Here is a 12687-nt window from a genome sequence, read left to right on the forward strand (position 1 = left end):
GTTATGCGTCATTACGAGATCGTCTTGCTGATCCACCCGGATCAAAGCGAGCAAGTCCCCGCCATGCTGGAGCGCTACAAGGGCATGATTACCGCTGGCGGCGGAACTGTGCACCGTGTGGAAGACTGGGGCCGCCGCCAGCTGGTGTACCTGATCCAGAAATTGGCCAAAGCCCATTACCTCTGCATCAACATCGAAGCCACCCAGGCCGTGATGGAAGAAATCGAACATGCGTTCAAGTTCAATGATGCCGTGCTGCGCCACCTGACCGTGGTGAAGAAAAAGGCTGAAACCGGCCCGTCCCTCATGATGCGCAACGTCGAGAGGGAAGAAGCCCGTAAAACCCAACAGCAGGAATTTGCGGCTTAATTGCCTCAACTCTCTGAACGCCACGCTGCCCCGCAACAGGAGCCGCAGTGAACCAGGTTGATCTGACTGCAGGTATTGCAGAGCTAAGTCCTCTGCGCTACACGCCCGCTGGAATTCCCGCCATCAACTTCATACTCGAACACGAGTCCGAGGTGCTTGAGGCAGGGGTGAACAGGCAAGTCAAGTTGACGATCAGGGCCGTCGCTTTCGGAACGCTGGCTGAACAAGCCGTCAAGCTTCCGTTAGGCAAGTCTTTCAGGTTCACTGGTTTTCTGATCAATGCGCGTACCAGCAAAGGCGTTGTTTTTCATATTCAAGCTCTTCACCCGATCCTTCAGGCAGAGCAAGTACTGAACCCCATTTAAGGAGTCCATCATGGCCGGACCAAAACGTTTCAACAAAGACAAGCGCCCCAAGCGCAACACCCAATCCCTGCTGTTTAAGCGCAAACGTTTTTGCCGCTTCACAGCCGCTGGCGTTGAAGAAATCGACTACAAAGATATCGATACCCTGCGCGATTTCGTTTCTGAAAACGGAAAAATCATTCCCGCACGCCTGACCGGCACCCGCGCGATTTTCCAGCGTCAGATCAACACCGCCGTCAAGCGCGCTCGCTTCCTCGCGATGCTGCCTTACAGCGACCAGCACCGCAGCCTGTAAAGAGAGACGACCATGCAAATCATTCTGCTCGACAAAGTCGTGAACCTGGGCAACCTGGGTGAAGTCGTCAAAGTCAAAGACGGCTACGCACGCAACTTCCTGATTCCTTTCGGCCGCGCCCGCCGCGCTACCGCAGTGGCTATCAAGGAATTCGAAGTCAAACGCGCCGAGCTTGAAAAAGCCGCTGCCGCCAAGCTTGCCGAAATGCAGGCACAAGGTGAAAAGCTCGGCGGTACCACCGTCAAGCTGACGCAAAAAGCTGGTGTTGACGGCCGCCTGTTCGGCTCCGTCACCAACGCCGACATTGCCCAGGAAGTGACCAAGCAGGGATTTGCGGTTTCCAAGTCGCAAATTCGTCTGCCCAATGGCGCCATCAAGACGGTTGGCGACCACTTGGTCAATGTTGCATTGCACACTGACGTCGTGGTGGACATCACGGTGACGGTCTACGGCGAAACTGCCTAAATCAGGTCGTCTGTTTCCTTAAAAGCCGCTCTTCGGAGCGGCTTTTTACTTGGCAAAAGCATGTCATGGATACGTAGTGGCGCAGTGTTGCACACTGCTTATGCACAGTTATTGCACACATTTCCGCCTGATTTCCCCAGCTTGTCCACACGCTTGTCCCGTGCGTTTCAAAGCTTACGGCGTACCATTCAGCCTTCCCAAGGAATCTCATGTCTGCCGTACTTTCACCTTTTTCCGATTCCGCCTACAGTGTTGACCGCCAGATCGCCCAACTCAGAATTCCTCCGCATTCTATTGAAGGCGAATCAAGTGTCTTGGGGGGCCTTTTGCTCGACAACAGCGCATGGGACCGTGTCGGGGATCTTCTGGCAGATCAGGACTTCTACCGCCATGAACACCAGCTGATCTATGGTGCCATCGGCTGGCTCATCAATGCTTCCAAGCCGGCCGACATCATCACTGTTTTCGAGCGTCTGCAGAGCTTGGGGAAAAACGAGGAAATAGGCGGCTTGAGTTACCTGAACGCTCTTGCCCAGTATGTACCCAGCGCAAGCAACATCAGGCGTTATGCCGAAATTGTCCGGGAACGTTCGATCTTGCGAAAATTGGTGGCCGCCTCAGATGAGATTGCGACCAACGCCTTTAATCCGCAAGGCAAGTCCGTTACGGTCATTCTTGATGAGGCCGAGCAGAAAATCCTGAACATCGGCGAGCAGGGCGGCCGGTCGCAGCAGGGGTTCCAGAGCATGGATACGCTGGTGGTGGACTTGCTGGACCGCGTCACCGAGATGTCTGAAAATCCGAACGATGTCACTGGCGTGCCAACCGGCTTTGTGGATCTGGACCGCATGACGTCGGGATTCCAGGCAGGCGACCTGATCATTCTGGCGGCCCGTCCATCAATGGGAAAAACTGCACTCGCCATCAATATCGCCGAACATGTCGCCTTGCATGAAGGACTGCCGGTTGCTGTTTTCTCCATGGAAATGGGTGCATCCCAATTGGCCGTCCGTATCGTCGGTTCGATTGGCCGGATTGACCAGACCCATCTGCGTACCGGGGCCTTGACCGACGAGGAGTGGCCACGCTTGACGGAAGCCATTGAAAAGCTGAGGACAATTTCGCTGCATATCGACGAAACTGCCGGCCTGACGGTCAGCGAACTGCGTGCCAACGCTCGGCGTCTGGCTCGTCAGTGCGGAAAACTGGGATTGATCGTGGTCGATTACCTGCAACTCATGAGCGTGTCGACCAGCATGAGCGACGAGAATCGGGCAACTGCCGTGGGTGAAATTTCACGCGGTCTGAAAATGCTGGCCAAGGAACTCCAATGTCCTGTGATTGCGCTGTCTCAGCTCAGCCGTGGAGTCGAGTCGCGCACCGACAAACGGCCGATGATGAGCGACCTGAGGGAGTCCGGCGCGATTGAACAGGATGCAGACATCATTATGTTCATCTACCGCGACGAGTACTACACAAAGGAAGCCTGCAAGGAACCAGGTGTAGCGGAAGTCATCATCAGCAAGCAGCGAAACGGCCCGACAGGAACAGTCAAGCTTGCTTTTATCAACCGGATCACCAAGTTTGAAAGCCTGGCCCACAATTCCGGGGAATTTTAAGAAAAATCAGTTAATGCGCTTTCCGGGTAAGCAAAGTTTGCTATGTGTTTTATGGCTTAAAAAAGGACTCGCAAGGGATGTGGAAAATTTTTTAGTTGAACCGAAAGTGGCTGCAGGGCGGGAGCAGGAGCTTATTCAAGATCTTCCATGGCCAGCATGTGGTATTTCTGGGCATACGAAAAAGGGAATTCCCGTACCACTGTCATCAGCTTTTCTGCATCCTCGTCGGAAGGGACATTGACCATCAAGGCATGGTGTCCTTCACGGGCGAGGTTGATGTACTTGTTAACTGTTGCTCCCTCCGTCCCGACTGAAGGCAATTCGACTGAGGATTCACCTTCGATCCTGCCGATTTCACGCAGTATCACTGAAGGGGTGAGAAACATGACGTGCTGTTCGCTGAATCCCGATTGTTCGATTTTATGGGCTGCCCTTTCTGCATTCTCAGCGTCGGGAAACATGACAAATGCATATCCAGTGGGATAAAAGACATCTTGGATAGTCGTCATCTTGGGAGTCATCAAAAATGGTTGCACTACATTTCTCCTTGTTTAACCTGCAATTACCTCACACCTTGCAAATCCTGTATGTAGGTCAGTTTACAAAGTGACAGAAGGAAATTTCCTTGCACCGCTTGCATGGACTGACGCACAACGAATTAAGTGGGTCCGCAACCACCATGGCGTTCAAGGCAACTCCTCAGACTTTAGCGACGGCTCGGACATGACACGTGCAACGCCTGCAAGATCGATTGTGAGACGGTTTGCAAAATAGCTACTTTGGGTATCTGGTTCCAGCGCTGCAATGGCCAGATTGGCCAAGGGCTGACTCAATGGAACGTAATAACTTCCCACCTGAGCATCAATCACCCCCCGCACCAGGGAAACCTCGATCCCGAATGCGGGCCGGCCATTGGCCGTGGCGCTTTGGCCACGTGGCTGCGCACTTGTCGAGCGCTGTGACTCGCGGTAAATATCGCCCAGCATGGCACCGGGTTCAAGCACTTGGAAAACCTTCACGCCTTGCAGGCGCAAGCGTTCAACGGCAGCTTTGGACGACCCGGACAGCCAGTAGCCGCATGGCCTGACCCTCGACTTGAGGGTTCTCAACGCCAGCGCCGATTCCCAATCCACCGTCACGCGCATGTCGGAGCCTGTGATTGGATCAAGCATTTGCAGGTCGTACTGCGCAGGAGTAGTGGCAACCTCCACTGCCGCCTGGCCCTTGCAGGCCATGCCAGCGACCTCCTTGTCGAGGTACGGACGCAACTGGATCAACTCCCGGGCTCGCTGGGCAGTGCTGCCCAAGATGCTCGTGATGGCCGTTACGTGAGTATGCACGCGCCGCTGAAGATGCAGTCGCCCAAGGCCTGCTCCGCGCGAGTAGATCGCCACGCTGATTGCATTTTTCAAACCTTCCACATTGCGGCTCGTAACCGGTTCGGTTCCGCCCATGAAAACCGTCCGGTCGGCCGTATCAGCGGAAGTGCTGTGGTACCAATCGGTGCTCAGGCCCTGGCCTTTGAGCGCAGCGAGCAAGGGGCGGCGATACCATTCCTCATCGGCCTTGATCAAAAACTCTGGCAAATTGGCAGTGCTGGAGTATTGCAGGAGCGCATCGAACTTCTGAACGGCACCGAACTTTTGCTGGTAAACATCCGACACGCGATATTCCCCGACATCCACCACTACCGTTGGCTGGTAGTCGCGGCTGAGGCGTGCCAGCGCCTGTGCTTCCGGTGTGTTGAGTAGCAAGTGATCGCGCCCAATGTCCTGGCCGCCGGCTGCCAAGGCTTCACCCCGGGTCGCACCATCGAGATTGGCGCGCGGAACAATCACGACATTGATGCGTTCGAGAAGCGGCTGCAACAGGCCTTGCGCCAGTTCCCGAGTAATGATCAATAGGGCTTCACTCCCAGCAGGCTCATCGCCACGTTGCTGGCCTATCAGGAGCACTGTAGGGCGGCCCGTGGCCAAAAGACTGGCGGGGTCAGTACCCGTCCCCCGGGTCAGTACCAGTGCTTCCAGCGGCTGACCTTCCTGCGAGGAGCCTATCGGCAGCAGACTGGCCTTGACTCCGGCCGAGCGGGACAGGGCGGTTGCCTGATCACGCAGCCAGGCGTGAATTTCAGACTGCGTGGTGAAGCTTGTCCGGCCCCCTTGAAGTCCTGGGGTGCTGTACACCATGGTGGGTGCTGTAAACCGGGCAGCAACTGCTGGGCTATAAGGAGGAGGTGCTTCGACAGACACAGCGGTGATGACAGGGGGCGGAGGCACTGGAGAGGTTTGCACAACGACTGCTGGTTCCACCGAAACCAAAGCAGGTCCAGCGCTTGCCGGTACAGCCGGGCGTGGCACTTCAGGCACCCAAGGGGGCAACTGCACGGAGCTGCAGGCAGCAAGAAAAATCAGCGAGGCAGTCATGGCCAGGCTTGCGGGCAAATGGCAGGCCGATGCCGTATCACGGCTTGTCTGGGAGGATAAGAAATGCATGGCGGTCATCCTTTGGACGGGGGTGTTGACCATGGGTCAGGCGTTGTTCGCAGAATTTTGAAAGCAATAATATTAACCTGCAGTCCTTTTAAAGCCCGGCTTGCATGCCTTGTAGGGTTGGGTTGGTGAAACTCGCAAAACTCCTTACTCCGGCTTTGGCAGCTTTCTGGGAAAATGGAGTGATGTCAATTCCCGTTTCTACTGACCCGTTGATTCATGTCACATCTCCTTGGCGAATGAGCGTTGCGCCCATGATGGATTGGACTGATCGGCATTGCCGCTATTTTCACCGTCTGCTGTCGCGGCACGTGCTGCTCTATACCGAAATGGTGACTACCGGCGCTCTGATACATGGTGATGCAGAAAGGCACTTGCGCTTTGATGCCGAGGAACATCCGGTTGCGCTGCAACTGGGCGGCAGCGAGCCGAACGACCTGGCGCATTGTGCCCGACTCGGCGAAGCGTGGGGTTACCGCGAAATCAATATCAATTGCGGCTGTCCCAGCGAACGGGTGCAGCGGGGGTCGTTTGGCGCTTGCCTCATGGCTGATCCGAATCTTGTGGCTGACTGCGTCAAGGCCATGCTCGATGTGGTCCATGTACCCGTCACCGTGAAACACCGAATCGGTATCGACAAAGACGAATGCTATGGGTTCGTTCGTGATTTTGTGGGCGCCGTCAGCGAAGCCGGCTGCCGCACGTTCATCGTGCATGCCCGCAATGCCTGGTTGAAAGGCTTGAGCCCGAAAGAAAACCGTGAAGTACCACCGCTGCGTTACGAGCTGGTCCATCGTCTGAAAAAAGAGTTTCCAGATCTTACGGTATGCGTCAATGGTGGTGTGACCACCCATGCCGAGGTTAGTGCCCAATTGCTTGAAGTTGACGGTGTGATGATCGGCCGGGAGGCCTATCACAACCCTTGGTGGCTGACATCCTGGGACGCCGATTTTTTTGGCGCTGGCGGTCAGGGTTGCACTCGCGAACAGGTAGAAGCATTGATGTGCGATTACATGGTCCGTGAAGCAGCCGATCATGGTACTGCGTTCAGCGCCATTGCCCGTCACATGTTGGGTTTGCGGCATGGGTTGCCGGGTTCTCGCCGATGGCGTCAGGTGTGGAGCGACCACAAACTCAAAACGCTTGATCCCCACCATGTCATGGCGCTGGCGCACGATGATGTTTTGAAAGCTGCATGACGATCAGACGCCAAAATGCGAGCTGTTTGACTGACAAGCGAAAATTGTAAAAATACATTATTTTTTTGCTATTGTATTAATAGCTGATAGTGCTTGCATGGTAAGCGCTAAAAGCATTTTTCATACTTAAAAATTTGTTTTTTATTCAATACGAATCCGCTCTGGTTGTCCCAGCTGACACGTTGAAGATATTGGCGGGCTCAAGCTTGAGCTAATTGATGACGCGGAAACTTGTTTGAAAAAATTAATCTGTTCATCAAATAACCTTGGATGCGCATTTCGGACACGGAAAATTGTAGAGTTGGGTTGTTCAGTTCTCGGGTTGTAGTCGCCACGTCATCAAGTACAGCTTGCTAAAGGAGGTTTTATGGATGTTGTCCGTAATTTTCTAACGCGTTACGAGCAGACAAGGGAAGAAGAGCTATCCCTTGAAGAGTACCTCGATCTTTGCAAAAGCAACCCGCTGGTTTATGCCAGTGCGGCCGAGCGAATGCTCGCGGCCATTGGTGAACCAGAGGCGTTCGACACGCACAGGGACCAGCGTCTATCGCGTATTTTTGGCAACAAGGTCATCAAAATCTACCCGGCGTTCCGCGATTTTTACGGCCTGGAAGATCCAATCGAACAGGTGGTGTCGTACTTTCGCCACGCGGCACAGGGCCTGGAAGAAAAGAAGCAGATTCTTTACCTGCTGGGTCCAGTGGGGGGCGGAAAGTCATCGATTGCAGAACGGCTCAAACAATTGATGGAGCAGGTCCCGTTGTACGCGTTGAAGAATTCACCGGTTAACGAGTCGCCGCTCGGCCTGTTCAACAACGCCGAGGACATTCCACTGCTCGAAAGCCAGTACGACATTGCGCCACGCTATCTGCAGCGCGTCATGTCTCCCTGGGCGGTCAAACGCCTTGAAGAGTACGGCGGCGATATACGCAAATTTCGTGTCGTCAAGCGCTTTCCTTCGATCCTGAAGCAGTGTGCGATCGCCAAGACGGAACCCGGCGACGAAAACAACCAGGACATCTCGACACTGGTCGGCAAGATCGACATTCGAAAGCTTGAACTTTTTGCCCAGGATGACCCGGATGCCTACAGCTACTCCGGCGGCTTGTGCCTGGCCAACCAGGGCCTGCTGGAGTTTGTCGAAATGTTCAAGGCGCCCATCAAGGTGCTGCATCCCTTGCTCACAGCCACTCAGGAGGCCAACTTCAAGGGCACCGAGGGTTTTGGCGCAATTCCGTTTGATGGCATCGTGATGGCCCATTCGAACGAAAGCGAGTGGAAGGCCTTCCGGAACAACAAGAACAATGAAGCCTTTCTGGACCGAATTTATATCGTCAAGGTGCCGTATTGCCTGCGTGCCTCGGAGGAAATCCGGATTTACGAAAAGCTGATTCGCAACTCTTCGCTGTCTGGTGCCATTTGCGCGCCGGGAACGCTGAAGATGATGGCGCAGTTTGCCGTCCTGACGCGACTGAAGGACCCCGAAAATTCCAGCATTTTCAGCAAGCTGCTGGTTTATGACGGGGAGAACCTGAAAGACACCGATCCGAAGGCCAAGAGCTATCAGGAATACCGTGACTATGCCGGCGTTGACGAAGGCATGACGGGCATATCGACACGCTTTGCCTTCAAGATACTGTCCAAGGTGTTCAATTTTGATTCCAGTGAAATCGCCGCCAATCCGGTCCATCTCATGTATGTGCTGGAGCAGCAAATCGAGCGCGAGCAATTTACGCCTGAAGTCGAGCAGCGCTACCTGGCATTCATCAAGGAATACTTGGCGGTCCGTTATGCCGAATTCATCGGCAAGGAAATCCAGACGGCTTACCTGGAGTCATATTCGGAATACGGGCAGAACATTTTTGACCGCTATGTGACCTATGCGGATTTCTGGATTCAGGATCAGGAGTTCAGGGACTCCGACACCGGCGAAATTTTTGACAGGGCATCGCTCAATGCGGAACTCGAAAAAATCGAAAAGCCCGCAGGCATCAGCAATCCGAAAGATTTCCGCAACGAGATTGTCAATTTTGTGCTGCGAAGCCGCGCCAGCAACGCCGGCAAGAATCCGAACTGGACCAGTTATGAAAAGCTGCGCGCCGTGATCGAGAAGAAGATGTTCTCGAACACCGAAGACCTGCTGCCCGTGATTTCATTCAACGCCAAGGCCAGCGTCGAGGAGAAGCAAAAGCATGAGAACTTCCTTAACCGGATGATGGACAAGGGTTACAGCGCCCGTCAGGTGCGCCTGCTTTGCGAGTGGTACCTCCGGGTTCGCAAGAGTTCCTGAAGCCTGGCGCGCTTCGCTGCATGCTTCAACCCACCAACCGGAGAAATCCATGCTCCAGCAGGTCATTGACAGGCGCTTGTCGGGCAAGAACAAATCCATAGGCAACCGGGAGCGCTTCCTGCGTCGCTATCGAAAGCAGATTCGTGAAGCGGTGCGCCATGCAGTGTCCGGCCGGAGCATTCACGACATCGAGCAGGGCGAAAACATCACCCTGCCACGGCGCGATGTGACCGAACCCGTGTTTGGGCATGGTTCAGGAGGAAGCCAGGAGCGTGTCTACCCCGGGAATCAGGAGTATGTACGTGGTGACCAGATCGGGCGCCCACCGGGGGGGGGCGGTGCCGCAAGCGGTTCAGGTGCGGGTGCCGGCCAGGATGGAAGTAGCCAGGACGATTTTGAATTCCGCATCACCCGCGAAGAGTTCATGCAGTACTTTTTTGACGATCTGGCCTTGCCTCGTCTGCTGCGTACCCAGTTGTTGCCCGATGTGCCGGAATGGAAATCCCACCGTGCCGGGTTTGTTTCCGAAGGCACGCCGACCAACCTGCATGTGGTGCGCTCGATGCGCAAGGCGCTGAGCCGCCGGATTGCCATGGGCGGTGATGTGCGGCGCCAGTTGCGCCGGCTCGAATTGGCGTTGGACGTGCTGTTACTGGACACACGTTCTTCCCCAGGCGAAATACTCGCGTTGAAGCATGAAATTGACACATTGAATCAGCGTCTTCAGCGGATTCCGTTTCTGGACCCGTTTGACCTGCGGTACCGCAACCGCGTCAACACCCCACTGCCGGCTTCCCGCGCCGTCATGTTCTGTCTGATGGATGTGTCCGGTTCGATGAATGAAACGCGAAAGGACATGGCCAAGCGCTTTTTCATCCTTCTCTACCTTTTTTTAATGCGCCATTACGAGAAGACGGAAGTTGTGTTCATCCGGCATCACACCCAGGCGGCTGAGGTTTCTGAGGATGAATTCTTTCATTCGACCGAGAGCGGGGGCACTGTGGCTTCCAGCGCCTTGATGATGATGCACCAGATCATTCAGCAACGCTATTCTCCGAGCGAATGGAATATTTACGGTGCCCAGGCTTCTGACGGCGACAACTGGCTGCAGGATTCGTCCAAATGCCGCGCGCTGCTCGTGGAAAAGCTGTTGCCGGTTTCCCGTTACTTTGCCTATTTGCAGGTGGCGGAGGAAAGCCAGACCCTGTGGGAAGAATATTCCTTGGTGCATAAAAGCCAACCGCATTTCGCCATGCAAAAGGTTACCGATGCCTCAGGCATTTACCCTGTGTTTCGAGAGCTGTTCAAGAAAGGAAGTGCTGCATGAGCGCAATCCTGCCTTCTGCCGGTGCTGCGAAAGTCCCAGGCGTGCTGTGTGCGCCATTCCAGCGTTATCCAGGGCGGCGCGACATGCTGCCAAGCCCGTCAGACTGGACGTTTGAGCTGATCGAAACCTACCACGGTGAGATCGAGCGCATGGCCAGGCGCTTCGGGCTGGACATCTATCCTGTGCAGCTGGAGGTGATCACCGCCAGCCAGATGATCGACACCTATGCGTCTGTCGGCATGCCTGTGAACTACCGGCACTGGTCATTTGGCAAGCAATACATCGCCAGCGAGAAAAGCTACCGGCGCGGGCACATGGGTCTGGCCTATGAGGTCGTCATCAATTCCAACCCCTGCATCGCCTACCTGATGGAGGAGAACACGCTGCCGATGCAGGCCCTGGTCATGGCCCATGCCTGCTATGGGCACAATTCCTTTTTCAAGGGCAACTACCTGTTCAGGATGTGGACCGATGCGTCTTCCATCATCGATTACCTGGTGTATGCCAAGGCCTATATCGCCGAGTGCGAGGAAAAGCACGGACTCGACGCTGTCGAAGAGCTGCTCGACAGCTGCCACGCTTTGATGAACTACGGGGTTGACCGTTACCAGCGGTCGCAAAAACTCTCGCTGGCCGCGGAGGAGGTACGGCGCAAGGAGCGCGAATCCTACCTGCAGCAGCAGGTGAATGATTTGTGGCGTACCTTGCCCAGGGCGGCTGAAAAGCAGGTTGAAAAAGCCACTTCACGCTTTCCCGCTGATCCCCAGGAAAACCTGCTGTATTTCATCGAGAAAAACGCCCCCCTGCTGGAGCCCTGGCAGCGCGAAATCATTCGGATCGTGCGCAAGGTTGCCCAGTATTTTTATCCGCAGCGGCAGACGCAGGTCATGAACGAAGGCTGGGCGACTTTCTGGCACTACACATTGCTCAACGCGATGTACGACGAAGGCCTGCTCAGCGACGGGTTCATGATCGAAAGCCTTCGCTCGCACACCAACGTGATTTTTCAGCCACCGCTGGCGCATCCCGGCTTTAGGGGAATCAACCCCTATGCGCTGGGTTTTGCCATGTTCACCGACATTCGCCGTATCTGCGAGCACCCGACCGACGAGGACCGCCTGTGGTTCCCTGACATGGCCGGCACCGACTGGCAGCAGGCCCTTGACCATGCCATGCGGCATTTTCGGGACGAGAGTTTTGTCGGGCAGTACCTCTCGCCACGCCTGATCCGCGAGTTCCGCCTGTTCTCCATCCTCGATGACACCAAGGAGCTGGCGCTTAAAGTGTCGGCCATTCATGATGACAGCGGCTACCGGCATGTGCGTGAAGCCCTGGCCCGCCAGTACGATTTAAGCCATCAGGAACCGAACATCCAGGTGTGGAATGTGGATGCTAGCGGCGACCGCTCGCTGACCCTGCGCCATACACAGCACAACAGCCGGCCGCTGAATGACGAGGTCAAGGAAGTCCTCAAGCATGTCGGGCGCCTGTGGGGATTCATGGTCCGGCTGGAAAGTGTTGACGCACACGGAAAGACCACCAAGCACTGGGAAGTGATGCCGCTGTCCCGCTGCAGCGGCAGTACGGTCTGAAATTCAGGCTGCGGCGTCCAGACCGCTTTTGAAATGCTCGCGCATGTGCTGCGCGGTTCTGGCCGCGTCACGCGCCACCAGCCCTGCCATGATGGCGCGATGCTCAAGCAGCGATTCCTCGATGCGGCCGCTTTTCAGCAGCGAGTTGTGCCGGTTGAGCTTCATCACCTTGCGAAGGTCGGCCACCATCTGGTCGCGCCAGCGGTTGTTGGCAATTTCCAGCAGCCTCATATGGAAGGCTTCATTGATTTCAAAAAACCGTTCCCGGTGCTGGACTGCTTTTTCAAGTTCGTTGTGCAGGGCTTGAAGTTCCCTGATCTGCGCATCGGAGGCCTTGGTTGCCACCACTTCGGCAGCGTCGCTTTCCAGCAGGCCTAGCAGGTGGTAGACATCGGCAAGATCGCTGTCCGAGACTTCAGTGACATAAGCGCCGCGTCGCACCTTCATCGTAACCAGACCTTCGGTGGCCAGCACTTTCAGCGCCTCGCGCAGGGGTGTGCGGCTGATGCCGTATTCCTCGGCGAGCTTGAGTTCGTCAATCCAGCTGCCCGGCGCAAGTTCCCGGTTGAAGATGCGCTGACGCAAAAGTTCGGCAACCTCTTCATAAAGCGCCCGGGGAGAAAGAGAAGTTTCAGCCATATGGCTCCGTAGTCTAAGGCAAAGTTCGTCATGATATT

Annotated in this window: 12 protein-coding genes; 9 read left to right on the top strand and 3 right to left on the bottom strand. The window is 55.4% G+C overall.

The genetic code is table 11. From position 1 onward, the window contains the following. Window positions 1–3: 3 nt before the first annotated feature. The 5 genes from rpsF to dnaB all read left to right on the top strand — a co-directional run bounded on the left by rpsF (window position 4) and on the right by dnaB (window position 3113). The gene (gene rpsF, locus IWX85_RS03605) at window positions 4–369 is read left to right on the top strand and encodes a 30S ribosomal protein S6 (protein WP_036811299.1); all 366 of its coding nucleotides are present in this window, start codon (window positions 4–6) and stop codon (window positions 367–369) included. Between the two features lie 47 nt (window positions 370–416). Continuing rightward, a complete protein-coding gene (priB, locus tag IWX85_RS03610) occupies window positions 417–734 on the top strand; it encodes a primosomal replication protein N (RefSeq protein ID WP_196868785.1) in 318 nt (105 codons plus the stop codon). 10 nt (window positions 735–744) lie between these two features. Beyond that, the gene (rpsR, locus tag IWX85_RS03615; RefSeq protein WP_011801778.1) at window positions 745–1029 is read left to right on the top strand and encodes a 30S ribosomal protein S18; all 285 of its coding nucleotides are present in this window, start codon (window positions 745–747) and stop codon (window positions 1027–1029) included. 12 nt (window positions 1030–1041) lie between these two features. Further along, on the top strand, window positions 1042–1494 hold the full coding sequence (gene rplI / locus IWX85_RS03620; protein ID WP_036811305.1) for a 50S ribosomal protein L9: 453 nt from the start codon (window positions 1042–1044) through the stop codon (window positions 1492–1494). A 209-nt stretch (window positions 1495–1703) separates the two neighbouring features. Beyond that, window positions 1704–3113, top strand: coding sequence for a replicative DNA helicase (gene dnaB / locus IWX85_RS03625; RefSeq protein ID WP_196868786.1), 1410 nt, complete (start codon window positions 1704–1706; stop codon window positions 3111–3113). Window positions 3114–3244: 131 nt separating this feature from the next. Here dnaB and IWX85_RS03630 read toward each other — a convergent pair whose 3' ends face one another. Together IWX85_RS03630 and IWX85_RS03635 are read right to left on the bottom strand one after the other, a co-directional pair. Beyond that, a complete protein-coding gene (locus IWX85_RS03630) occupies window positions 3245–3622 on the bottom strand; it encodes an RNA-binding protein (RefSeq protein WP_231379507.1) in 378 nt (125 codons plus the stop codon). Between the two features lie 177 nt (window positions 3623–3799). Beyond that, complete coding sequence (locus IWX85_RS03635) at window positions 3800–5605, bottom strand: M14 family metallopeptidase (protein ID WP_196868887.1); 1806 nt, start codon at window positions 5603–5605, stop codon at window positions 3800–3802. A 182-nt stretch (window positions 5606–5787) separates the two neighbouring features. Here IWX85_RS03635 and dusA point away from each other — a divergent pair, with 182 nt between their 5' ends. The 4 genes from dusA to IWX85_RS03655 all read left to right on the top strand — a co-directional run bounded on the left by dusA (window position 5788) and on the right by IWX85_RS03655 (window position 12010). After that, entirely contained in the window at window positions 5788–6801 is a 1014-nt protein-coding gene (gene dusA / locus IWX85_RS03640; protein ID WP_196868787.1) for a tRNA dihydrouridine(20/20a) synthase DusA, read from the top strand. Between the two features lie 367 nt (window positions 6802–7168). Continuing rightward, complete coding sequence (locus IWX85_RS03645) at window positions 7169–9091, top strand: PrkA family serine protein kinase (RefSeq protein WP_196868788.1); 1923 nt, start codon at window positions 7169–7171, stop codon at window positions 9089–9091. A 49-nt stretch (window positions 9092–9140) separates the two neighbouring features. Then, complete coding sequence (locus IWX85_RS03650; RefSeq protein ID WP_036811320.1) at window positions 9141–10418, top strand: YeaH/YhbH family protein; 1278 nt, start codon at window positions 9141–9143, stop codon at window positions 10416–10418. Next, window positions 10415–12010 carry a SpoVR family protein gene (locus IWX85_RS03655; protein WP_370584197.1) on the top strand — a complete coding sequence of 532 codons (1596 nt, stop codon included), beginning with the start codon at window positions 10415–10417 and terminating at the stop codon, window positions 12008–12010. Before IWX85_RS03650 ends, IWX85_RS03655 begins: the two co-directional genes overlap by 4 nt. Before the next feature lie 3 nt (window positions 12011–12013). Here the strand turns inward: IWX85_RS03655 and IWX85_RS03660 are convergent, their stop codons facing one another. After that, window positions 12014–12649, bottom strand: a complete 636-nt coding sequence (locus tag IWX85_RS03660; RefSeq protein WP_196868789.1) for a GntR family transcriptional regulator — start codon at window positions 12647–12649, stop codon at window positions 12014–12016. Window positions 12650–12687 lie beyond the last annotated feature (38 nt).

The organism is Polaromonas sp. CG_9.11 (genome assembly GCF_015752225.1).
Lineage (GTDB): Bacteria > Pseudomonadota > Gammaproteobacteria > Burkholderiales > Burkholderiaceae_C > Polaromonas.